At 70.8% G+C, this 23056-nt stretch carries 20 protein-coding genes and 1 pseudogene; 9 read left to right on the top strand and 12 right to left on the bottom strand.

The genetic code is table 11. From position 1 onward, the window contains the following. Positions 1-5: 5 nt before the first annotated feature. The gene (gene cydC, locus J2S55_RS07305) at positions 6-1676 is read left to right on the top strand and encodes a thiol reductant ABC exporter subunit CydC (protein ID WP_306858580.1); all 1671 of its coding nucleotides are present in this window, start codon (positions 6-8) and stop codon (positions 1674-1676) included. 315 nt (positions 1677-1991) lie between these two features. On the opposite strand, the gene J2S55_RS07300 is transcribed toward cydC, so the two are convergent. Further along, complete coding sequence (locus J2S55_RS07300; protein WP_306858213.1) at positions 1992-3308, bottom strand: S1C family serine protease; 1317 nt, start codon at positions 3306-3308, stop codon at positions 1992-1994. Between the two features lie 286 nt (positions 3309-3594). On the opposite strand from J2S55_RS07300, the gene J2S55_RS07295 reads away from it, so the two are divergent. Further along, positions 3595-3726: a hypothetical protein gene (locus tag J2S55_RS07295; protein ID WP_306858212.1), complete on the top strand. Its 132-nt coding sequence runs from the start codon at positions 3595-3597 to the stop codon at positions 3724-3726. Between the two features lie 382 nt (positions 3727-4108). Here the strand turns inward: J2S55_RS07295 and J2S55_RS07290 are convergent, their stop codons facing one another. Then, entirely contained in the window at positions 4109-4999 is an 891-nt protein-coding gene (locus tag J2S55_RS07290) for a phosphotransferase family protein (protein WP_306858210.1), read from the bottom strand. Between the two features lie 37 nt (positions 5000-5036). Next, the gene (locus J2S55_RS07285; RefSeq protein WP_503167699.1) at positions 5037-5438 is read right to left on the bottom strand and encodes a glycine-rich domain-containing protein; all 402 of its coding nucleotides are present in this window, start codon (positions 5436-5438) and stop codon (positions 5037-5039) included. A 270-nt stretch (positions 5439-5708) separates the two neighbouring features. On the opposite strand from J2S55_RS07285, the gene J2S55_RS07280 reads away from it, so the two are divergent. Beyond that, positions 5709-7094, top strand: a complete 1386-nt coding sequence (locus J2S55_RS07280; protein WP_306858206.1) for an NsdA family TPR-like regulatory protein — start codon at positions 5709-5711, stop codon at positions 7092-7094. A gap of 95 nt (positions 7095-7189) precedes the next feature. Here the strand turns inward: J2S55_RS07280 and J2S55_RS07275 are convergent, their stop codons facing one another. After that, complete coding sequence (locus J2S55_RS07275; protein WP_306858205.1) at positions 7190-7423, bottom strand: GntR family transcriptional regulator; 234 nt, start codon at positions 7421-7423, stop codon at positions 7190-7192. 324 nt (positions 7424-7747) lie between these two features. On the opposite strand from J2S55_RS07275, the gene J2S55_RS07270 reads away from it, so the two are divergent. The 4 genes and pseudogenes from J2S55_RS07270 to J2S55_RS07255 all read left to right on the top strand — a co-directional run bounded on the left by J2S55_RS07270 (position 7748) and on the right by J2S55_RS07255 (position 11322). Further along, on the top strand, positions 7748-7891 hold the full coding sequence (locus tag J2S55_RS07270) for a hypothetical protein (RefSeq protein ID WP_306858204.1): 144 nt from the start codon (positions 7748-7750) through the stop codon (positions 7889-7891). Between the two features lie 504 nt (positions 7892-8395). Continuing rightward, positions 8396-9235, top strand: coding sequence for an IS5 family transposase (locus tag J2S55_RS07265; protein ID WP_306858579.1), 840 nt, complete (start codon positions 8396-8398; stop codon positions 9233-9235). Positions 9236-9518: 283 nt separating this feature from the next. Then, the gene (locus J2S55_RS07260) at positions 9519-10358 is read left to right on the top strand and encodes an IS5 family transposase (protein ID WP_306858579.1); all 840 of its coding nucleotides are present in this window, start codon (positions 9519-9521) and stop codon (positions 10356-10358) included. Positions 10359-10445: 87 nt separating this feature from the next. Then, positions 10446-11322: pseudogene (locus J2S55_RS07255) on the top strand (IS982 family transposase). 339 nt (positions 11323-11661) lie between these two features. Here the strand turns inward: J2S55_RS07255 and J2S55_RS07250 are convergent. After that, the gene (locus tag J2S55_RS07250; protein WP_306858203.1) at positions 11662-14151 is read right to left on the bottom strand and encodes a tetratricopeptide repeat protein; all 2490 of its coding nucleotides are present in this window, start codon (positions 14149-14151) and stop codon (positions 11662-11664) included. Positions 14152-14348: 197 nt separating this feature from the next. Here J2S55_RS07250 and J2S55_RS07245 point away from each other — a divergent pair, with 197 nt between their 5' ends. After that, positions 14349-14804 (top strand): carboxymuconolactone decarboxylase family protein, encoded by a 456-nt coding sequence (locus J2S55_RS07245; RefSeq protein ID WP_306858202.1) that lies wholly within the window; start codon positions 14349-14351, stop codon positions 14802-14804. A gap of 160 nt (positions 14805-14964) precedes the next feature. Next, on the top strand, positions 14965-15441 hold the full coding sequence (locus J2S55_RS07240; protein ID WP_306858200.1) for an iron chaperone: 477 nt from the start codon (positions 14965-14967) through the stop codon (positions 15439-15441). A 44-nt stretch (positions 15442-15485) separates the two neighbouring features. Here the strand turns inward: J2S55_RS07240 and J2S55_RS07235 are convergent, their stop codons facing one another. The 7 genes from J2S55_RS07235 to lon form a co-directional block, all read right to left on the bottom strand. Then, positions 15486-15608 carry a hypothetical protein gene (locus J2S55_RS07235; RefSeq protein WP_306858198.1) on the bottom strand — a complete coding sequence of 41 codons (123 nt, stop codon included), beginning with the start codon at positions 15606-15608 and terminating at the stop codon, positions 15486-15488. Between the two features lie 268 nt (positions 15609-15876). Then, positions 15877-17412, bottom strand: coding sequence for an acyl-CoA synthetase (locus J2S55_RS07230; protein ID WP_306858197.1), 1536 nt, complete (start codon positions 17410-17412; stop codon positions 15877-15879). Positions 17413-17505: 93 nt separating this feature from the next. Then, a complete protein-coding gene (locus J2S55_RS07225; RefSeq protein ID WP_306858196.1) occupies positions 17506-18345 on the bottom strand; it encodes a MetQ/NlpA family ABC transporter substrate-binding protein in 840 nt (279 codons plus the stop codon). Positions 18346-18415: 70 nt separating this feature from the next. Beyond that, the gene (locus J2S55_RS07220) at positions 18416-19072 is read right to left on the bottom strand and encodes a methionine ABC transporter permease (RefSeq protein WP_306858195.1); all 657 of its coding nucleotides are present in this window, start codon (positions 19070-19072) and stop codon (positions 18416-18418) included. 55 nt (positions 19073-19127) lie between these two features. Continuing rightward, a complete protein-coding gene (locus J2S55_RS07215; RefSeq protein WP_306858194.1) occupies positions 19128-20090 on the bottom strand; it encodes a methionine ABC transporter ATP-binding protein in 963 nt (320 codons plus the stop codon). A 309-nt stretch (positions 20091-20399) separates the two neighbouring features. Further along, positions 20400-20543 (bottom strand): hypothetical protein, encoded by a 144-nt coding sequence (locus J2S55_RS07210; RefSeq protein WP_306858193.1) that lies wholly within the window; start codon positions 20541-20543, stop codon positions 20400-20402. Positions 20544-20667: 124 nt separating this feature from the next. Beyond that, positions 20668-23037 carry an endopeptidase La gene (lon, locus tag J2S55_RS07205; protein ID WP_306858192.1) on the bottom strand — a complete coding sequence of 790 codons (2370 nt, stop codon included), beginning with the start codon at positions 23035-23037 and terminating at the stop codon, positions 20668-20670. Positions 23038-23056 lie beyond the last annotated feature (19 nt).

Here is a 23056-nt window from a genome sequence, read left to right as displayed (position 1 = left end):
AGCGGATGGATGGACGGCTGGCGCTGGCCGCCGGGGCGGGGGCGGCGGCCGAGCTGGCCGGGCTCGGGCTGATCGGGTCGGCGGCATGGTTGATCACCAGGGCCGCCGAGCAGCCCCCGCTGGCGGCGCTGAGCGTGGCGATCGTCGGGGTCCGGGCGTTCGCGACGAGCAAGGGCGTCTTCCGCTACGGCGAGCGCCTGGCCGGGCACGAGGTGGCGCTGCGCGCCCAGGCCACGACCCGGGAGCGGCTGTATGAGGCGCTCGTCCCGGCCGGTCCGCTGAACCACCGGGGGGCCGACCTGCTCAGCCGGATGGTCGACGACACCGACGCGGCGCAGGACCTGCTGGTCCGCTGCCTGCTGCCGGCGGTCGCGGCGCTGGTCACCGGCGTGGCCGCGGTCGTGATCGCGCTGTTCCTGCTCCCGGCGGCGGCGCTGGCGCTGCTGGCCGGGCTGGTGGTGGCCGGGGTGCTGATCCCGGCCGGCGCGGCCGCCGCCGCCCGGCGCTGGTCGGCGCGGATCGCGCCCGCCCGGGCCGACCTGGCCGCCCGGGTCGCCGACCTGGTGCACGGCTCGGCCGACCTGGCCGCCTACGGGGCCGGCGACCGGGCACTGGCGGCCTGCGCCGAGGCCGACGCCCGGCTGGCCGCGCTGGAGCGCCGGCAGGCCCGGGCGAACGCGGTGGCCACCGCGCTGGGCGCGCTCACCCAGGGCCTGACCGTGCTGGCGGTCGTCCTGGTCGCCCGCGACGCCGGAGCGGGCGCGGTCGCCACGGCGGTGCTCGCGCTGACCTCGCTGGTGTCGTTCGAGCCGGTGCTGCCGATGGCCGCCGCCGGAGAGCGGCTGACCGGGGTGCTGGCCGCCCTCCGCCGGCTGCGGGAGGTCCGCGCGACCCCGCCCGCCGTGACCGAGCCCGCTGCTCCCGCCGCCGTCCCCGACGGCCCGCCGACCGTCGAGGTCGACAACCTGGTGGTCCGGCACGGCCCCGGCCGCGCCCCCGCCCTCAACGGCGTCAGCCTCACCCTCACCCCCGGCCGCCGCGTCGCCCTGGTCGGCCCCAGCGGGGCCGGCAAGAGCACCCTGCTGTCGGCCCTGATGCGCCTGGTCGAGCCCGAGTCCGGCACGATCCGGCTGAGCGGGGTGGAGATCGGGGAGCTGTCGGCCGACGACGCCCGGCGGATGATGACGGGGCTGACCCAGGACCCCTACGTGTTCCAGGCGTCGTTGCGGGACAACCTGCGGCTGGCCGGCCCCGAGGCCGACGAGGACGCGCTGGCGGAGGCCGTACGGCGGGCCCGGCTGGAGCGGTGGGTGGAGCGGACCGGCTGGGACACCGTGCTCGGCGAGGACGGGCGGACGGTGTCCGGGGGGCAGCTGCAGCGGCTGGCCCTGGCCCGAGCCCTGTTGAACGACCCGCCGGTGCTGCTGCTGGACGAGCCCGCCGAGGCGCTGGACGAGGAGACCGCCGACGCGCTCATGGCCGACCTGCTGGACGCCACCCACGGCCACACGACGCTGCTGGTCACCCACCGCCTGCGCGGGCTGGAGCAGGTGGACGAGATCGTGGTGCTGGAGAACGGCTCGGTGGTCCAGCGGGGCACCCACGCGGAGCTGGTGGAGGCCCCCGGCTACTACCGCGACCTGTGGCGCTCGGAGGCGCTGGTGGCCCGGCGGTAGTCCCGGACAGCCGGGAGTCGCGCGACGGCGCGACGGGGTCCGCCGTCCGGGCCAGATGGTCCGGGCAACCGGGCCCCGCCGCGATTCCGAGGAGATCCCGGCGGCGCCGACGGACGGGCGCTCAGCCCCGAGGAGACGCTCCGGCCGATCGAGCAGCGCCGATCGAGCAGCGGGGCTCGGCGGCCGCCGACCGGCTCACGCCCGGCCCGGCCCCGCGCCACGACACGCCACCCGGTCCGAAGGCACGCCACCGGGTCCGAAAAGGATGTGCCGCCGGGTCCGCAGCGACCCCGGCGGCACATCCGTCTGTGAAGACTACTCCCCGGCCTTCTCGACGAGGGTCACCGTGGCGGTCTGGGTCTGGCCGTCGCGGACGTAGGTGACGGTCACCTTCTGCCCCGGCTTGAAGCCGCGGACCGCGCCGACCACGGTGGTGCCGTCCTCGACCACGGTTTCGTTGATCTTGGTGATCAGGTCGCCCTGCTTGATCCCGGCCCGGGCGGCGGGGCTGTCCTCGACCACCTGGCTGACCAGGGCTCCGCCCGCGTCGCCGGTGACGGGGGCGAGGTTCACGCCGAGGAAGGCGTGGGTGACCTTGCCCTTGTCGATGAGCTGCTGGGCGACCTGCTTGGCGGTGTTGATCGGGATGGCGAAGCCGACGCCGATGTTGCCCTCGCCGCCGTTGGTGGCGATGGCGGTGTTGATGCCGACCAGCTCCCCGGAGGCGTTGACCAGCGCGCCGCCGGAGTTGCCCGGGTTGATCGCCGCATCGGTCTGGATGGCGCCGCCGATGGCGGTGGGCGCGCTGCCGCCCTGCTGCCCGCCGCCCCAGCCGGGCGGGAGCTGTTGCTGCTGCTGTCCGCCGACGGTCAGCGTGCGGTTCAGCGCGCTGACGATCCCGGCGGTGACCGAGCCGGACAGGCCGAGCGGGCTGCCGATGGCGAGCACGGAGTCGCCCACCTTGAGCCGGTCGCTGTCGCCGATCGAGGCCGCGGTGAGGCCGGAGACGCCTTCGGCCCGGATGACCGCGAGGTCGGTGGCGGGGTCGGTGCCGACGACCTTGGCGGTGGCCGACTTGCCGTCGCTGAACTTGACGCTCACCTGGGCGCCCTGGCCCAGCCCGCCGGCCTCCACCACGTGGTTGTTGGTCAGGATCAGGCCGTCGGCCGACAGCACCACGCCGGACCCCTCGCCGCCCCCGTTGGCGGTCTTGACCTGGATGGACACCACCGCGGGCTGGACGGCCTTGGCGACGTCGGCGACCGTGGTCACGTTGCTGACCTGGCTGACGACCGGGCTGGTGGAGGAGCCGATCGTGGTGGTGGTGCCGCCGAAGGAGGCCATGGCGAAGGCCCCCGCCACCCCGCCGCCGACGGCCATCGCGGCCAGTGCCAGCCCCGCGCCCAGCTTCTGCGCGGCGGTGAGCGGGAGCCGCTGCGCGGGGATCGCGGGCGGCGCCTCGGCCGCGTACGGTCCCGGCACCGGGTGGATCAGCGTCGGCTCCGGCCCGGCCTCCCCGCCCGGGGCGTACTCTCCCGCACGCGGCGGCACCTTGCCGAACTGAGTCCAGCCGTCGTTGCCGGGGGTCGTCTCGGCCGGGGTGCCGCCCTGCTCATTCTTGTTCGGATCCATGTCTTCCCCCAACTCCTGCGTCCGCCCGTGGGTTGCCGGGCGGCGACCGGTCCTCCCGGTGACTGAAACGATGCCTCAGCGCGCGTAAGCGCAGGTTAAGAGGATGATCTCGGTTGTTCGAATCCTCTGACAGCCCGCTTATAGCGGCTGGTCAAAGCAGGCCGAACAGCCCGGAAACCACTCCATGAGATCTTCCTGCGCTTTGGACGTAGGTGATTGAGCCAATGATCGGCCTCCTCCTGGCAGGTCGCTCGATGGCTGCCGCCCACGACAAGGAGCCCTCCACATGTCCGAAACCAACATCGTCGACATCCACGCCGCCCGCCCCCGGCGCACCCGCAGGGCAGCGAAGCCCGCACCCGCCGCGGGCACTCCCCTGGCCGCGCTCCTGCCGTCTACAACATCCACTCCTCAGTGACTAGCCCGTTCTGGCTGGACGCAACCCGGTCAGCGCCTGTCTCCCACGTCCAGAACAGGCACCTTCTACCGCATCTGGGCTCAGCCGATGGACGCTGTCCACTGCAGCCCAACCTCATCCAGGCGCTCTGCGGTGTCTGCGTCGCCCTCTACCAGGTGGTTGTGTCCACGCTGCAGCGGCGGTGGCCGATCGCCGGCGTGCTGCTCGGCAGCACGAAGGTGCCCGTCTACCGGTCGGGCGCCGGCCAGGGTCTGCACTCTGACCGGCCCTTATCCAGCCTGTAGCCTCACATTGGGCGCATGGGGCGTGCGGAAGCCCGTCGAGCCCCTGCTCGCCTCTTCGGAGGTGGGTGGGGGCTCTTTTCGCGTTGCCTGGCCTTCGCTCAGCCGGTGCGGTACTCCACCCACGCCCGGCCAGCCGCAGCAGCGCGGGCACGGGACGCGCGGATCGGCTCAGGACCGCGGCGGGCGACGAACTCGCGGAACAGCGACCACACAGCCGCCAGGCCGGTCACGACGGGCTCGGGGGCACTCTTCCACGCGGGCACCTGCTCGGCCAGCCGCTCAGCCTCAGCCGGGGTGTGGCCGGCGAGGATCAGCCGGGGGATCAGGAGGGCGGTCTCGACCCAGGCGGCGCCCTGACAAGCAAGCCCCCAGTCGATGAGCCGCACGCCGCTGGTGGTGGCGAGGAGGTTGCCCTCATGAAAATCGGCGTGCAGCAGCGTGTCGCCAGTCAGCCTGTCGAGGTCCAGGCCCGCCCGGGCGGCCCGGTAGGCGGGCAGGCTCTGCAGGTCGGCGGGCGGAGCGGCGAGAAGCGCGTCGGCACGGCGGGCCAGGAACGCCACGTTGTCGGCGACGGGCGGCACCTCGCCGGCCGGGTTCGGGGTGAGCTGCTCGCCCAGAACACGGACGATGTCGATGACGTCGGCCACGTCCTGTGAATCGGGGGAGAGATCGACGTCCCGCTCGGTGTCGACGTGTTTGAAGGCGAGCGCCACCCAGTCTGCGGTGTGCCCGCTCCACAGCATGCGCGGAGCGGGCACACCCTCAGGTAGTACAGCGCCTACGAGGCGCTCGCGCTGGTAGAGCGGCGCGGACGGTGAATCCGCGGGCAGGGCTTTGACGAACACCGGCTCGCGGATCGTGTCCAGGCGGACGGCGGCGCCGGCGGTGAGACCTCCGGGCAGTGAGGTGGTGTGCCGGATCGGGCCGCACTCGGCTGCGATCGCGTCGTGCACCTCGGCGGGGAGGTCGTCCCATCGGTATCCGGTCACGTCTCGCACTGTACGCCGCTCCTACCTGGGTGACCTGCTACTTGACCGGGCTGTCGGTGCAGCCTGCGTGGCACTGGCTGCACTTCTGGCTGGAGCAGTCGGCCTTGGCCGGCCACAGGTCGTTGATGACGGGCAGGCCGAGCTCCCGCATGACGGCGACGGTGGCCGCCGCGGTCGATCCGGTGCTGGGCTGGCCGGGGTCCTCGGGGCGGTGGTGGATGAACCGGCCCGCGACGTGCTCGCAGAACTCGGCGTACTCGCGGGTGTGGAGCACGAACGCATGCCAGCCGAGGTCGACGAGCTCGGACGGGGCGAGGCGGGCGTCCGGCCGAGCGGCGCATGCGGCGAGGAACGCCAGCACCTGCCCCATGATCGGCTCGGCGATGTCCGCGTGCTCGGGGTGGTCGACGCGGATCCGCGCGGCGAGCCGGCCGAACAGCTCGGCGCTGATGAGCGTACGGGGGGGCGGCGGTGGTGGGGCGTTCTGCGGTGATGGTCATCGCGGTCCCTTCTCTGGTGACGACGTGGCCCGGGGGCCACGTCGCTTGCCTGTGCTCTCACGGTGGCCCTGGCCTTGGGGTGCTGTCATTGCCGGAGTGGGGTGCCCGGCATTGAGGGTCGGTGTCAATCACGCTCGGATGGGCTGCACGGTAAGTACTGATGCGGTTACGGTGCTTGTGCTGGCGTTCGCGAGTGCGGAGGTCCCCTCATGGGGCAGATCACCAGATCACGGCGGGCACAGATCCAACGTGAGGCAGCCACCATCCGCATCAAGGGGCAGCGGGACGGGGCATCGCTGGAGCGGATCGTCACCGTCATGCGCAGTACCCTGCCGGAGCTGTCGCCGCTGGAGGCGTGGCGTCTGGCGCTGGGCTGGTCCCGTGGCCAGGCCGTCACCCAAGTCGCCGACCTCTACCTTGCTGACGGGCTGAGACCGCCGGCCCTGTCGGAGGCGATGTTGTGCCGCTTCGAGCACGGCCCCGATCGGCCTGGCCCGGAGTACGCCGGGATGCTCGCCCGCGCCTACGGTGCCGGGTTGGATCAGCTCGGCCTGAGGCCACGCTGCGTGTGCGGGGCCGACCTCGGCGGTTATGGTCAGCAGACGGCCCCGCTGATAGTCCCTGGAGTAGAGATGACCGCAGCAGGACTGCCCGCCGTCCGAGAATCCCTCCGCCTGGCCCTGCTCGACAATCCGTATGGCAGCCCTGCGGTGGTGGAACTGGCCGAGGCTGCTGTCGAGCACTACGCGCTCAACTACTCCCGCCACGTGCCCGCACACCTGTTTGACGAGGTGCACGCCGCCCGCGGCCTGCTCGGCGACGCCCTGGCCGCACCAGTCAACGCCACGATCGGCGCCGAGCTGCGGCGCGCGGCTGGCTGGCTGTCAGCGCTGCTCGGGAACTTGGCTTTCCACCTGGCCGACCACAGCGGCGCCCGCGCTCACCTGGCCGTCGCCGCATCGTTCGGAGAGCATGTCGGCGACGCCCAGCTGATCGCGTGGGCCTACGGCGCGCAGAGCATGGTCGCCCGAGCCCGCGGCGACCTCCCCGCGGCCCTGCGTCACGCTGAGGCCAGCGCCGCTCATGCTGTCGGCCAGCTCGGCCATGCGCAGGCTGCGGGGTGGGCGATGCTGCCAACCCTGGCGCGGCTCGGCCGTGCTGCCGACACCGAGCATGCCTTGACCGAGGCAACGGCTGCGCTGGCGGCTGATCCCGCCGGCGGGGCGCCGGGGCGGTTCGGCTTCGACGCCGCGGAGCTCGCGCTGCATGAGGCGGAGGCGTGGCTGGCGCTCGGCCGCTCCGATCGGGCCCTGGTCCGGGCCAGCTCGTCAGCAGCGTCCTGTGTCGCCTACACGCCAGGCTGGGCGGCGGCCACGCTGGTGGTGGCGCAGGCTGAGGCTGAGGTGCAGCCGGGGGACGCCGCCGCCCGGGCGTTGGATGTCCTGGAGCGGGTTCCGGCCGAGCGGCTCCGCTCTACTGCCCGCGCCCGGCTGGATGCGCTCACAGCAGCCCTGGGGAGTTCTGGCGGTGCGGGGGTGCGGGATCTGCGCGAGCGGGTGCGAGCCCTGCCCCCACCTGCCACTCAGCACGGGTAGGCGCCCTGCCTCCCCTCGCCGGAGGCGGGATCAAGCATGACGAAGCCCCCACCGAACGGCGGGGGCTGTTTCGCGTTGTACGGCTACCGCTCGGACTACTCGCCGTCGCGTTGCAACACGTAGATCCTCATGCCGCTCACCGTCTCAACGAGTGCCTCATCCTTCAATACCTGAACGGCTTTACGGAGGGTGTCGCGCGCCACGCCGTAGGTAGCTTCGAGCTCGACGAGAGAGGGAATGCGTCGGCCGGGTGGGATCACGCCGGACGTGATCTGTTCGCGAATGGCGTTCGCGATTTGCCGGTACGGCGGGACCGGTCCCTCTATCAAGCATGCCCAGAGGCTATGTGACCAGCGTAAACGCGCCATAGCTACCCCAGAGGACAGACGGGGGTAGTACACCTCACGTACGGTGCCGTCAGAGACTACTAAAGGTGACGGGCTCGCCACGATGCTGTGAACGTCGAGACGAGCCCTTGATCAGGAAGCGAGGTCCTGACCCATGACGCAGCCTACGGCCGGTGATACCGCCGACGCCACGCCCCCAACCAGGTATTGGCCGGACGGCACCCAGGTCACGCTCGAAGTTGAAGCCGCGTTGGACCGCATCGTCGCAACGGTCAAGCGGGTCCAGGCCAACCATCGCGATTCCGCATGACCTCGCGAGAGCTGGCCGTCGCCCTCGCTCGCCGCTGGAGACTCACCCGGAAAGACCTTGATCTCGCCGCCGACGTGCTCGGCGTGGCCTGGGTAACCGATGAGGAGTGGGTCGACATCTGCGTCGGCGGCCCGTCATGAACTGGTGCGGCGGCACATCACCCCCTTTCCCTTGCCGTCGCACCTGATCTTCCGGCCAGGCGTGCGCGCTCCCGGCGTCGTTACCCGGGACCTGGTCGGCCGCTCAGGAGGTCCTCGGCCGGATGGCCGCGAGCTCGCCTCATCACTGGTGGCGGGTGCAGTGGGCGCTCACCCGGCACGGCAGCGGCGAGGCCGGCCGCGTGACCTATGAGCCCAGTGCTCCTGGGTGTGAGTGCATCCAGTACTAGACGATTAAGTCCTAAGTGGGTGTTTTATCCCTCTCTATGAGCTATCGCCCCATTTTGCCTCCTCGAGAGGCTGCCAGTCTCGTATGGTTTTCGGTAGATACGCGAGCCAGCGCGTTCGGTTAAGCACCCGCCAGGCGCCGGTCTCGTACCGGAAAATCCTGTCTCATTCCATGACCTGAGGCTTTGTCCTTACCACCCGGTGACGAACATCTCCGAAGGGCTGGGCGGCCGGCGCGCCACACGATACGTCCAGGACATGGCCGAGCAGCGACCGTACCCCAGTGACCTGTCCGACGCCCGCTGGAAGCTCCTCGAACCCGTGCTGACCGCCTGGCGCACCGAACGCAGAGGAAAGGGCCTGGACATCGGACGCCCACCCGAGCACGACCTGCGCGCCATCATGAACGCAATCTTGTACGTCGACCGCACCGGCATCCCCTGGCGCTACCTGCCACACGAGTATCCGCCCTGGCAGACCGTCTACGGATACTTCGCCCACTGGCAGACCGACGGCATCTTCATCCAGCTCAGCGCCCTGCTGCGCCGCCTGGCCCGCACCACAGAAGGTCGCGATCCCGAACCGACGGCCTGCATCATCGACGCCCAAAGCGTCAAAACCTCAGCCAACGTGCCGGCCACCGGCCAGGGCTATGACGCCGGCAAGAAGATCGCCGGCCGCAAGCGCAGTATCGTCACCGACACCCTCGGCCTGCTCCTCGCGGTGCTGGTCACCGCCGCCGGCGTCTCCGACGGCGCCGCCGGCCTGCCCCTGCTGACCCAGGTCGCCGCAGACAACCCGACCATCACCAAAGCCTGGGCCGACAGCGGCTACCGCACCACCGTCATCGAGCACGGCGCCGCCCTCGGCATCGATGTCGAGGTCGTCCGCCGCGATCCCGCCACCAGGGGGTTCACCCCTCTTCCCCGCCGCTGGGTCGTGGAGCGGACCTTCGGCTGGCTGATGCTCCACCGCCGCCTGACCCGTGACTACGAGGCCCTGCCCACCCGCTCCGAAGCCATGATCCACACCGCCATGATCGACCTCATGACCCGCCGACTCACCCGCGAATCCACCCCGACCTGGCGAAACACCTGAAAGCCAAACCAAACGAAAATCACGGGATCAAACACCCACTAAGTGGGTGTTTTATCCCTCTCTATGAGCTATCGCCCCATTTTGCCTCCTCGAGAGGCTGCCAGTCTCGTATGGTTTTCGGTAGATACGCGAGCCAGCGCGTTCGGTTAAGCACCCGCCAGGCGCCGGTCTCGTACCGGAAAATCCCGTCTCATTCCATGACCTGAGGCTTTGTCCTTACCACCCGGTGACGAACATCTCCGAAGGGCTGGGCGGCCGGCGCGCCACACGATACGTCCAGGACATGGCCGAGCAGCGACCGTACCCCAGTGACCTGTCCGACGCCCGCTGGAAGCTCCTCGAACCCGTGCTGACCGCCTGGCGCACCGAACGCAGAGGAAAGGGCCTGGACATCGGACGCCCACCCGAGCACGACCTGCGCGCCATCATGAACGCAATCTTGTACGTCGACCGCACCGGCATCCCCTGGCGCTACCTGCCACACGAGTATCCGCCCTGGCAGACCGTCTACGGATACTTCGCCCACTGGCAGACCGACGGCATCTTCATCCAGCTCAGCGCCCTGCTGCGCCGCCTGGCCCGCACCACAGAAGGTCGCGATCCCGAACCGACGGCCTGCATCATCGACGCCCAAAGCGTCAAAACCTCAGCCAACGTGCCGGCCACCGGCCAGGGCTATGACGCCGGCAAGAAGATCGCCGGCCGCAAGCGCAGTATCGTCACCGACACCCTCGGCCTGCTCCTCGCGGTGCTGGTCACCGCCGCCGGCGTCTCCGACGGCGCCGCCGGCCTGCCCCTGCTGACCCAGGTCGCCGCAGACAACCCGACCATCACCAAAGCCTGGGCCGACAGCGGCTACCGCACCACCGTCATCGAGCACGGCGCCGCCCTCGGCATCGATGTCGAGGTCGTCCGCCGCGATCCCGCCACCAGGGGGTTCACCCCTCTTCCCCGCCGCTGGGTCGTGGAGCGGACCTTCGGCTGGCTGATGCTCCACCGCCGCCTGACCCGTGACTACGAGGCCCTGCCCACCCGCTCCGAAGCCATGATCCACACCGCCATGATCGACCTCATGACCCGCCGACTCACCCGCGAATCCACCCCGACCTGGCGAAACACCTGAAAGCCAAACCAAACGAAACTCACGGGATCAAACACCCACTAAGTCGTTTGGGCTGCGGGAACAGCGAAGGGTGTCGACGATCTGTTTGTGACGACAGACATCAACACCCTTCTCACCGCACTGTACGTGAAGATCGACGACTGGCTCGGCACATCACCCCGCATCGGACGCCCACCGAAGCTGACCGACGCCGAGCTGGTGACCTTGGCCGTGGCCCAGGTCCTGCTCGGTGTACGTTCCGAAGCCCGCTGGTTGCGGTTCGTCCCCCGACATCTACCCGGCGCCTTCCCCTACCTGCCCGGCCAGTCCGGCTACAACAAACGGCTGCGCAACGCCCTACCCTTGCTCCAGCGCGCGATCCGCGTCCTGGCCCGCGACACAGGCCTGTGGACCGATCCGGTCTGGGTCATCGACTCCACCCCGGTCGAATGCGGCCGCTCCCGCCCCACCACACAGCGCTCGGACCTGAGGCTACTGCCGCTCCCACTCGCGCTTCTTCTGGGGCCTGCGGCTACATCTGGTCTGCACTCCGGCCGGGCTGCCGATCACCTGGGCCCTGGCCACTCCGAAGATCGACGAACGGCAGGTGCTGATGGCCATTCTTGATCACGATCCCGACCTGCTCACCGACCGGCCAGGGCTGCTGATCATCGCCGACAAGGGATACGTGTCGGCCGAACTGGACCACTACCTGGCTGAACGAGGCGTGCGGCTGCTGCGGCCTTCCTACCGCAACCGCACACCCCGCCCAGGCGAGCAGTTCCTCAAACCCATCCGTCAGCTCATCGAATCGGTCAACGACACCCTCAAAGGTCAACTCGATCTCGAGCTCCACGGCGGACGCAGCCCCGATGGAGTCGGTGCACGCATCGCCCAACGTATCTTGGCGATGACCGCCGCGATCTGGAACAACCGCGCCACCGGCCAGCCCATCACCCGTTCACTGATCGCGTACGACCACTAACCAGAGATAAGACTTACTCGTCTAGACCACCTGGCTGTCGTAGTCGCTGCGGCGCGGCAGCCAGGTGCACTACCTCCCGGCTGGTGTCGTCCCCGCGTCACCGGGGTCCGGCCGGGCAGCCGGCGCGTCGAACAGCAGCGCGAGCGGTTGACGGCCCTGCTCTTCTGAGGGGTGGAGCAGGGAATGGTGGCCCTCGTCTCGTTGTGAAAGGCGAGACGGGGGCCGTTCGAATCCTCTGACAGCCTGCCTATAGTGGCTGTTCAAAGCAGGCGGAACAGCCCGGAAACCGCTCCATGAGAGCTTCTTTCCGGCTCGCATGGACCGAGGGTTGGAGATGGATCAGCTCCTCCCGGTGCCGGCGAGCTCCTGCAGGACGGCCTGCCCGGCCGCGCGGTGCTCGGCGGCCGCGGGCGGGTCCGTCTCGTCGAGGACGGCGGCGATCCCCTCGTGGGCCAGCGCCTCGGCGTATCGGTATCCCAGTCTCGGGGCCAGCTCCAGCGCCTGCCGGTGCAGTCGCACGGCCTCCTCGGGCAGGCCCGCCAGCCGGCAGGTCTCGGCGTAGCCGTTGAGGAAATGGATCTTCCAGTGCTCCTCGAACAGCTCGTCCAGCAGGGCGAACGCCTGCCGGTGACTGGCGAGCGCCTCTTCGTAGCGGCCCATCTGCCGCAGCGCGACGCCCAGGCAGTTGAGGCACCACGCCTCGTTGTGCTTGTGCCCGTCCTCGCGGGACAGCGCCAGCGCCTGCTCCAGGTGCTCCATCGCCTCGCCGGGTTCGTCCTGGGCGATGGCCACGCCGAGGGTGATCCGGGCCGTCAGCGTGGGGGGCCATGCGGGGTCGGTGTGCGGGATGTCCAGCGCCTCGCGGGCCAGCCGCGCCGCGTCCTCGCGGTGTCCCAGCTGCAGCATCGCCCAGGCCTCGTACGCGGTCGCGTGGGCCGCGCCCATCGGGCAGTCGGCGGCCGCGTACAGTCTGCCCGCCAGCCGGAAGAGCTCGAGCGGCTCCTCGACGCGGCCCTCGTCCCACCGCAGGTAGCCGCGGCGCATGGTCAGTTCGGCTTCCGACCTGGTGTCCCCGACCTGGGACATCAGCGGTGCCGCCGCCTCGTACGCGGCACCCGCCTCCGCCATCCGGCCCGCGTTGTAGCGGGCGAAGCCCAGGTCGCTGTGCGCCTCGGCCAGTTGCAGCGGATCGTCCAGGCGCTGCGCGGCGACCAGCGACCGCTCGAACAGGACGTTGAGGTGCGTCGTGCCGCAGCGCCGCGCGAAGAACGCCCGCATGAAGCGCGGCAGCTCGCACACGTGCAGGTCGGCTCCGGCCGCGGCCGCCGCCTCGAAGACGGCCATCAGGTTGGTGTATTCCGTGACGAACCAGTAGAGGGCCGCGTGCTTGCCGGTGAACTGCGGCAGCTCGGCCGGGGGGCGGCCCGCGGAGACCGCCCGGCTGGGGGACAGGTACGACATCGCGGCGTCGGCCGCCGACGCCGCGTGCACGTAGTAGTCGAACACCCGGCCCAGCGCCTGCTCCAGCTCCGCCGGTGAGTCCTGCTCGTCGGCGGCCCGGCGCGCGTGCTGGCGCACCAGATCGTGCAGCCGGTAGCGGCCGGCCGCCGGCTGCTGGACCAGGTGCGCGTCGAGCAGGTCCTCCAGCATCGTCCGGACGCTGCGCAGCGGCAGCTCTGCCAGTGCGGCCACCACGTATTCGTCGAAGGTCGAGCCGGGCAGCAGGCCCAGCAGCCGGAAGAAGCGGCGCTGGGCCCGGTCCAGCTGCCGCACGGACATGGCGAACGCCGTGTCGAACTCGGTGGCGCCCTCCGCCATCCGCTCGACGAGGATGCCCACGGTCCAGCCCGGCCGGTGCCGCAGCCGGGCCGCGGCCAGCCGCAGGGCCAGCGGCAGATGGCCGCACAGCCGCAGCACCTCGGCGGCGGACTCCGGGTCGCGGGCCAGCCGGCTGTCGGGTCCGCCCGGATCGCCGCTGGCGCGGGCCAGCAGTTCGGCGCTCTCCTGCGGGGTCAGCACGTCCAGCGACACCGGGGGCACCTCCTCCAGGCCCAGCAGCCGGTTACGGCTGGTGATCAGGAAGACGGAGGGGCCGGCGCCGGGCAGCAGCGGGCGGACCTGGTCGGCGTCGGCGGCGTTGTCGAGGACCACGACGGCCCGCCGGTGGGCCAGTTCCGACCGCCAGCAGGCGGCCAGCGGCTCGATGCCGCCCTCCTGCGGGATCTTCTCCGAGGGGACGTCGAGGGCGGCGAGCAGGGCCCGCAGCGCGGGGTCGGGACCGAGCGGTTCCCGCCCGGCGGTGAACCCGTGCAGGTCCACATAGAGCTGGGCGTCGGGGTAGTCGGCGGCGAGCCGGTGCGCGGCGTGCACCGCCAGGCAGGTCTTGCCGACGCCCGCCATGCCGTCGACGGCGACCACCCGGCTGCTGTCCACATTGGCGAGCACGGCGGCGAGCTGGGCTCCGCGTCCGGTGAAGTCGGGCACGTCGCGCGGCAGATCGTTGCGGGGCTGGCGCGGAGCCCCGGCGGGCGGCGACGGGGGCTGGACCTGGCGGCTGGTCTTCGGAGGTGCCGGCAGGGGGTTCGAGGCGCTTTCCCACAGGGGGCGCAGCGGGCGGGGGTCGCGCTTGAGGAGGCGGCAGAGCGCGATCACCGCGGGCCAGGGCGGCACCGTCTGGCCGCTGAGGTAGCGCGACAGCGACGACGAGCTGAGGCCCGCGTCCCGGGCCAGGGCCCGTACGCCGCGCTCCGACAGCTCCTGGAGCAGGCGCAGGCGGGCGGCCAGCTCTTCCTTCGGGTCGGCCTTCGCCGCCCGCTGTTCCACAGCCACCGTTCCCCTGTCTCCCTGTCCCACGTCGGCGGAAACTTCCTGGGGGCGGTCGCCGCTGGCCAGGACCGTTTCAGCTGTCCCAGAGTGTCCCATAGCCGTCGTCATGGCAACTCTCCTTCGGCTGTCATGGAGTCACGCCGCCGAGGGAACGGGGCGCTGACCTAAAAGCCTGAAAGACCTGAAAGAGGAGAAACCCGATGCAGTCTCGTATGCAGAACCCCGCCGTCATCCTGCCCGGCGCGATGCAGCCCATCCAGGAGATCTTCAAGGCCGTGCACTCCGGTGGGGTGGAGGGACAGACGCTGGAGCTGGTGCACCTGCGGGTCAGTCAGATCAACGGTTGCAGCGCCTGTGTCGACGGCGGCGCCAAGACGGCCCGTAAGGCCGGAGTGAGCGACGAGCGGCTGGCCACCGTCTCCGTCTGGCGGGAGACCCCGTACTTCACCGACGCCGAGCGGGCGGCGCTCGCGCTGGCCGAGGCCGCCACCCGGCTGGCCGACCGCGCCGACGCGGTGAACGACGAGGTCTGGGACACCGCCGCCACCTACTTCGACGAGAAGCAGCTGGCCGCGATCGTCCTGATGATCGGCGTCACCAACATGTTCAACCGGCTCAACGCCACCACCCGGCAGATCGCCGGCGCGTGGGGATAGGGTGTGCCGGTCCCCGGGCAGCGTGCACGGACCCGTGGCCCGGGACCGCCCGCCTCATCACCGCGAGATCTCTCAGCGGAGCCGCAGAGGCCGCGGCCACGGCGTCCGCTCCGGCAAGACAGTCCTCCCACCAAGAGTCGTACACAAGGAGATTCCCATCATGAACGGACCGCAGAAGGCCACCGACCGCACCACCGCGGCCGGCAAGAACTTCGACGGGTTCACCGACGACGAGCGGGCCGCGATGAAGGAGCACGCCCAGGAGCTGAAGACGGCCGCGCGTCGCGGTCCGCGCGCCGCCGCGGCGGACGGGGAGCGCGACGTGCTCGCGAAGATCGCCGAGATGACGGAGGCGGACCGGGTCATCGCCGAGCGGCTGCACGAGGTCATCAGGGCCGCCGCGCCGGCCCTGACGCCGAAGCTCTGGTACGGGATGCCCGCCTACGCCAAGGACGGCAAGGTGCTCTGCTTCTTCCAGAGCGCGCAGAAGTTCAAGGCGAGGTACGCGACGCTCGGCTTCAACGATGCGGCGAGCCTCGACGAGGGCGCCATGTGGCCGACCGCCTTCGCCCTGACGGAGTTGACCGCCGACGTCGAGGCGCGGATCGGCGCACTCGTGAGGCAGGCGGCGGGCTGAGGACTCCACCCGCCCCTCCCGCCGTCGTCCCGGACCTACCCCGTCTAGAACGTGAAGCCGTGGTCGGCCTCGCCGCCCTGTACGGTCTCCAGCTCGGCCTCCAGGCCGGGGAGCAGGCGCTGGAGTGCTTCGTGCCATTCACGGTGACGCCCGGGGTGTTCCACCATCGCTCCGCACGTCCTGCACATGGGTGGCTGGGGTTGCGTCATACCGAGATCCCTCCGGTGGGCGATCGACGACACCGATCCGCGACGGGCGGAGCACCTCCCGTCCGACACCACCTGCCCTGACAGACGGATCCGGAACCATGTTTCGCGGACCGGTCTCCCGGTGGCCGGCTCTCCGCCGTCGCGACGTGTCCCGCGGGCCCCACCAGGCCCGCCCGCCTCGCCCGGCACCGCCCCCCTCCCGCCCAGTGGGAAGGGGGCCGGGGGCTCAGGGGACGGCGGGCCAGTATTCGTCGCGCAGGAGGCGCTTGTAGAGCTTTCCCGTGGGGTGGCGGGGCAGTTCCTCACGGAAGTCGACGGACTTGGGGCACTTGTAGGGCGCGAGCCGGGAGCGGCAGTAACCGATCAGCTCGGCCTCCAGCCCAGGGCCGGCCAGGTCCATGGAGCTCGGCTGGACGACGGCCTTGACCTGCTCGCCCATCTCCTCGTCCGGGACGCCGAAGACCGCCACATCCGCCACCTTCGGATGCATGGACAGGACGTTCTCGGCCTCCTGCGGATAGATGTTCACCCCGCCGGAGATGATCATGTATGAGCGGCGGTCGGTGAGGTAGAGGAAGCCCTCCTCGTCGAGGTAGCCGATGTCGCCGAGAGTGGTCCAGCCCCGGCCCAGCGGGTCCTGTGCGGATCTCGTCTTCTCCTCGTCCCCGTGGTAGACGAAGCGCGGACCGTCGGAGAAGTAGACCGTGCCGTGCTCACGCGGCGGCAGCTCGTTGCCGTCCTCGTCGCAGATGTGCACCACGCCGAGCAGCGGACGGCCGACCGTGCCCCTGTGCTTGAGCCAGTCGTCCGGGCCGACGTAGAGGAAACCGTTGCCCTCGGTCCCCGCGTAGTATTCGTGGACGATCGGCCCCCACCATTCGATCATCCGCTCCTTGACCGGGATCGGGCAGGGCGCGGAGGCGTGGATCGCGCACCTCAGCGACGAGAGGTCATACCGCGCCCGGGTCGCCTCCGGCAGCTTGAGCATCTTGATGAACATGGTCGGCACCCACTGCGAGTGCGTGACACCGTACTTGTCGATCAGCGCGAGCGCCTGCTCGGGGTCGAACCTCTCCATCACCACGAGCGTCGCGCCCAGGCGCTGGAAGCTCATGCAGTAGCGCAGCGGGGCGGCGTGGTACAGCGGCGCCGGGGAGAGGTAGACGCTGTCGGCCGACGGCGCGAACAGGAACTGGATGAGCTGCAGCAGCGCTCCCGGCGTGTCCAGCGGAGCCTTGGACAGGGTGGGTTTGACGCCCTTGGGCCGGCCGGTCGTGCCGGAGGAGTAGAGCATGTCCATGCCCTGGCACTCGTCCTCGACGGGCGTGGCGGGCTGGGAGGCCACCGCCTCCTCGTAGGAGGCGAAGCCGGGGGCGACGCCGTCCAGCATGAGTCTGAGCTCGACCTTCGGCGTCGCGGCGGTGATCGAGGTGGCGACCTCCGCCAGCTTGGCGGAGGAGACGAACACCCGCGCCCCGCAGTTGTCCACGATGTAGGCGAGCTCGTCGGGCGTCAGCCGCGAGCTGATGGCCGTGTAGTACAGGCCCGAGCGGTGCGCGGCCCAGGCGACGGCCAGGAACAGCGGATGGTTCTCCAGCATGAAGGCCATGTGGTCGCCGGGCCGGAGCCCGGTGGCGCGGAAGAGGTGGGCGAGCCGGTTGGACTCCTCATCCAGCTCGCGGAAGGTCACGACCCGTCCGGAGTCCGCCATGATCACAGCGGGCTTGTCCGGCGAGACTGCGGCGATGGCTCCCGGGTGCATGAAACCGAACGTTACTCGGTTCGATGTTCGGTGAGAAGGCGTGGCGGGGCCGTGGCTCCCGGCGGCGCGGGGGCCACGGCCCGGTGACCGGCCTCAGGCGGCGGGGGTGACGGCCCCCTTGTAGGTCTGCTCGATGAACTGCTTCACCTCGGGGCCGGCGAGCAGCTTGGCCAGCTTCGCCAAGCGCGGGTCCTGCTCGTCGCCGGCGGCCACGACCAGGCCGTTGGCGTAGGGGTTGCCCTCCGCCTTCTCCAGCACCAGCGCGTTCTCGGCCGGCTTGAGACCGGCCTCCAGCGCGTAGTTGCCGTTGATGACGGCCGCGTCCACGTCCTCCAGCGAGCGGGGGAGCTGGGCGGCCTCCAGCGGCTGGAACGTGAGGTTCTTGGGGTTGCCGGTCACGTCGCGCTCGGTGGCCGCGGTGCCGACCCCCTCCTTGAGGGTGATCAGGCCGTTGTCGGCGAGCAGCTTCAGCGCCCGCCCCAGGTTGGTGGCGTCGTTGGGCACGGCGACGGTCGCGCCCGCGGCCAGCCCGGCCACGTCGGTGACCTTCTTGGAGTAGAGGCCCAGCGGCTCCAGGTGGACCGGCTGGACGAGGCTCAGCTTGGTGCCCTTGGAGGCGTTGAAGTCGTCCAGGTAGGGCCTGTGCTGGAAGTAGTTGGCGTCGAGCTGGCCGTCGTTGAGTTGCACGTTCGGCTGGACGTAGTCGGTGAACTCGACGATCTCCAGGTTCAGGCCCTCCTTGGCGGCGAGCTTGTCCTTGACGAACTTCAGGATCTGCGCGTGCGGGACGGGGCTCGCGCCGACCTTGAACACCTCCGACGCCGACTCCTTGCCCGCGGCGCCCGCGGCGGTGGTGGGCTCGGTCGAGCCGCAGGCCGTCAACGCGACGGCCAGGGCGACGATCGCGGACGCGATCGCAGGGAACTTACGCATGATGCACTCCTTTTGGGCATGGGAGACCACGGGCCGCCGCTCGTGGCGAGGCCCGGGGAAGAGGAAGGGGTCAGTGCCGGGCGAGACGGCGGGCGACGGTGTCGCCCAGGGTCTGCGCGAGCTGGACGATGACGATCAGCACGACGACGGTGACCACCATCAGCGTGGTCTCGAAGCGCTGGTAGCCGTAGCGGATGGCCAGGTCGCCCAGCCCACCGCCGCCGATCGCCCCGGCCATGGCCGAGTAGGAGATCAGCGCGACCACGGTCACGGTGAGCCCCGCGACCAGGCCGGCCATCGCCTCGGGCAGCAGGACCTTGCCGACGATGGTGGCCCCGCCGGCCCCCATGGCCTGGGCCGCCTGCACCTTGTCCCGGCCGACCTCACGCAGCGCGGTCTCCACCAGCCGGGCGAAGAACGGCGCGGCGCCGAGGGTGAGGGGGACCACCGAGGCGACGGTGCCGATGGTCGTCCCCACGATCAGCCGGGTCAGCGGGATCACCGCGATCATCAGGACGATGAACGGCAGCGAACGGCCGATGTTGACCACGAGCCCGAGCACCCGGTTCAGCGTCCAGGACGGGAACAGGCCCTCGCGGTCGGTGACGATCAGCGCCACACCGAGCGGCAGCCCGATCAGCACGGTGAACAGCGTGGACCACAGGACCATCTGGGCGGTCTGCCAGGTCGACTCCCACAGCAGGGGAGCCATCTCGTCCCACGTCATACGTCATCCTCCGTCGGCCGCAGCCTCTTGCCACCGTGTCCGCTCACTCGCCCGCTCACCGGCTCTCCTCCACCAGCAGGCCGCGCCCGGACAGGTAGGCGAGGGCGGCGTCACGCTCGTCACCGGTGAGGCGCACCCGCAGGCGTCCGGCGGAGACGCCGGCCACCTCCTCCAGCGCCCCGCCGAGGATGTTGACGTCCACGTCGAACTTGCGGACCACCTCCGACACCACGGGCTCGTCGGCCTGTCCGGTGAAGGTGATCGTGACGGTGCCGGGGTCCGGCGCGGGGAGGGGGAACAGCTCCGCGGTGAGCCGGGACCCGGGCCTGGCGATCAGCTCCGGGATGGCCCCGGACTCCTCGATCAGGCCGTTGCGCATGATGGCGGCCGAGTCGCAGATCGACTTGACGACGTTCATCTCGTGGGTGATCAGTAGGATGGTCAGGCCGAGCTCCCGGTTCAGGCTCCTGAGCAGGGCCAGGATCGACTGCGTGGTGGCCGGGTCGAGCGCCGAGGTGGCCTCGTCCGACAGCAGCACCGAGGGGCTGCCAGCCAGTGCGCGGGCGATGCCGACCCGCTGCTTCTGCCCGCCGGACAGCTGCGCGGGATGCGCCTTGGCCTTGTCCGCCAGCCCGACCAGCTCCAGCAGCTCGGCGACCCGCCTGGCCCGTTCGGCCTGCCCGACCCCCATGACCTCAAGCGGGAAGGCCACGTTCCCGGCGACGGTGCGGGAGGACAGCAGCGCGAAATGCTGGTGGATCATCCCGATCCGCTGCCGGGCCCTGCGCAGCTCGGCCTGCCCCAGCGTGGTCAGTTCCTGCCCGGCCACGGTGACGGTGCCCTCGGTGGGCCGTTCCAGGAGGTTCACGCAGCGCAGCAGGGTGCTCTTGCCGGCGCCGCTCTGCCCGAGCACGCCGAAGATCTCCCCCTCGCGGACGTGGAGGTCGACGCCGTCGATGGCGACCACCTCACGGCCCCGATCTCGATAGACCTTACGCAGGCCTGACACATCAATCACAACTGTTCCCCACCATCAAGACGGATCGTCGAAAGACCTCAGAGCGGGGGAAGAGCTAGCGCGTGCCGGGGTGGAAGGGGAGATGGCTCAGACGGCGCAGGACGAGGCCGTCCGCGGGGCAGGTCATGGTTCTCAGGGCCTTCGTAGAGGGAACGGGCGAGTGCGGGCTTTCAGTGCATGAGGCACATGCGGCGCATGGCCCGCATGGGAGAGGCCTGACACATGCGCATGCCACGACACACGACCCGGCCCTGCGGGGTCATGTGTTCACGATGCGCCACGTTCACGTGTGCGTCAACGCGGCCCTGCTTACCTTGATTCCCGGTAGGTCATGTGACTTCGATCACGCCGCGCCGGGACCGCCGCGGCCGGTCCCGCCGGGCGCGTCTCGGCCGGCGCGCCGAGCAGCTCGCAGATCACGTACAGCGGCAGCGGCGCGGCGATGTCCGCCACGGAGTCCGCCGGCTCCCGTGGGAGGAGAAGACCTCCGGAGGCCCGGGCCCCACCCTCCGGACAAGGCCCTCCGGAAAGAGCGCGGGCCCGCCCTCCGGAGAGGACGGGCCGTGCGGACGGCGGGTCAGGCCGCGGCGTGCTCGGCGACCTTGGCCGGGGTGAGCGCGATCTCCAGGACCTCCCGCACGTCGCTCACCGTGTGGATGGTGAGCTCGTTGCGGACGGCCTCGGGGACGTCGTCCAGGTCGGGCTCGTTGCGGGCCGGGATCAGCACGGTGGTGATGCCCGCCCGGTGGGCGGCCAGCAGCTTCTGCTTGACCCCGCCGATCGGCAGCACCCGGCCGGTGAGGGAGATCTCACCGGTCATGGCCACGTCGTTCCTGACCGTACGGCCCGACAGCAGCGAGGCCAGGGCCGTGGTCAAGGTGACGCCGGCGGACGGGCCGTCCTTGGGGACCGCGCCCGCGGGGAAGTGGATGTGCACCGAGCGGTCCTTGAGGGAGGCCACCGGCAGCTCCAGCTCCGCGCCGCGCGAGCGCAGGTAGGACAGGGCGATCCTGGCCGACTCCTTCATGACGTCGCCGAGCTGGCCGGTCAGGGTCAGACCGGTGTCGCCGGTCTCCAGGTCGGCCAGCGACGCCTCCACGTAGAGGACGTCGCCGCCGGCGCCGGTGACCGCGAGGCCGGTCGCCACGCCCGGCACCGCCGTACGCTGGCGGGACTCCGGCAGCGAGGACTCCGGCACGTGGCGCGGGCGGCCGAGGTAGGGAACCAGGTCTCCCACCGTCACGGGCAGCTCGCCCTCGCCGAGCGCGACGTTGGCGGTCACCTTGCGCAGGATCCTGGCGATCGAGCGCTCCAGGGACCGGACCCCGGCCTCCCGGGTGTATTCGCCCGCCAGCCTGCGCAGCGCGTCTTCCTCGACGGTGACGTCCTCGGCGGTGAGGCCGGCCTTGTCGAGCTGGCGCGGGAGCAGGTGGTCGCGGGCGATGGCGACCTTCTCGTCCTCGGTGTAGCCGTCGAGCGTGACGATCTCCATGCGGTCCAGCAGCGGGCCGGGGATGGACTCCAGCACGTTGGCGGTCGCCAGGAACAGCACGTCGCTGAGGTCGAGCTCGACCTCCAGGTAGTGGTCGCGGAAGGTGTGGTTCTGCGCCGGGTCGAGCACCTCCAGCAGCGCGGCCGTCGGGTCGCCCCGGTAGTCGGAGCCGACCTTGTCGACCTCGTCGAGCAGCACGACCGGGTTCATCGAACCGGCCTCGCGGATGGCCCGGACGATCCGGCCGGACTGGGCGCCGACGTAGGTGCGCCGGTGGCCGCGGATCTCGGCCTCGTCGCGGACGCCGCCGAGGGCGACGCGGACGAACTTGCGGCCCATCGCGCGGGCGACGGACTCGCCCAGCGAGGTCTTGCCGACTCCGGGAGGGCCGGCCAGCGCGAGCACGGCGCCGCTGCGGCGCCCGCCGACCACGCCGAGGCCCTTCTCGGCCCGGCGCCCGCGGACGGCGAGGTATTCGATGATGCGGTCCTTGACGTCGTCGAGGCCGGTGTGGTCGGCGTCGAGGACGGCGCGGGCCGCGGCGATGTCGTAGGAGTCCTCGGTCCGCTCGTTCCACGGGATGTCGAGGACGGTGTCGAGCCAGGTGCGGATCCAGCCGGTCTCGGGAGACTGGTCGGAGGTCCGCTCCAGCTTGTCGACCTCCTTGAGCGCGGCCTCGCGCACCTTCTCGGGCAGGTCGGCCGCCTCGACGCGGGCGCGGTAGTCCTCCTCCTCGGTCTCCGGCGAGGAGCCGTTGAGCTCCGACAGCTCCTTGCGGACCGCGGCGAGCTGCTGGCGGAGCAGGAACTCCCGCTGCTGCTTCTCCATGCCCTCCTGGACGTCCTTGCGGATCGTCTCGGCCACGTCGAGCTCCGCCAGGTGCTCGCGCGACCACTCGACCAGCTTCTCCAGCCGGTCGGCGGGGTCGGGGGTCTCAAGGATCTCGGCCTTGCGCGGGGTGCTCAGCCAGGGGGCGTAGCCGGAGTTGTCGGCGAGGATCGACGGGTCGTCCATCTGGTTGACCGCGTCGACGACCTGCCACGCGCCCCGCTTCTGCAGGATGGTGGTGGCCAGCGCCTTGTACTCCTTGGCCAGCTCCTCGGCGCGCTCGCCCGCCCGGACGGCCTCGATCAAGGTGGCCTGCACCCAGAGGGCGGCGCCGGGGCCGGTCGTGCCGGAACCCACGCGGACGCGGTCGACGCCGCGCACCACCGCCGCGGGCTCGCCCCCGGGCAGCCGGCCCACCTGCTCGACGACGGCACGGACGCCCACGGAACCGTATCGCCCGTCGATGCGTGGAACGAGCAGCACCTCTGGCTTGTTGTCGTCGAGAGCCTGAGCCGCGTCGATCGCGGCCCGGATCTCGTTCTCCGACAGGTCCAGCGGAACCACCATGCCCGGCAGCACGACCTGGTCGTCGAGCGGAAGAACCGGGAGGATCAAGCTCTCACTCATGCGAACTCCAAAGGTTGAG

Source organism: Streptosporangium brasiliense (assembly GCF_030811595.1).
Classification (GTDB): domain Bacteria; phylum Actinomycetota; class Actinomycetes; order Streptosporangiales; family Streptosporangiaceae; genus Streptosporangium; species Streptosporangium brasiliense.
Note: the sequence above shows the minus strand (reverse complement) of the source record. Positions and strands in the feature narration are given on the sequence as shown.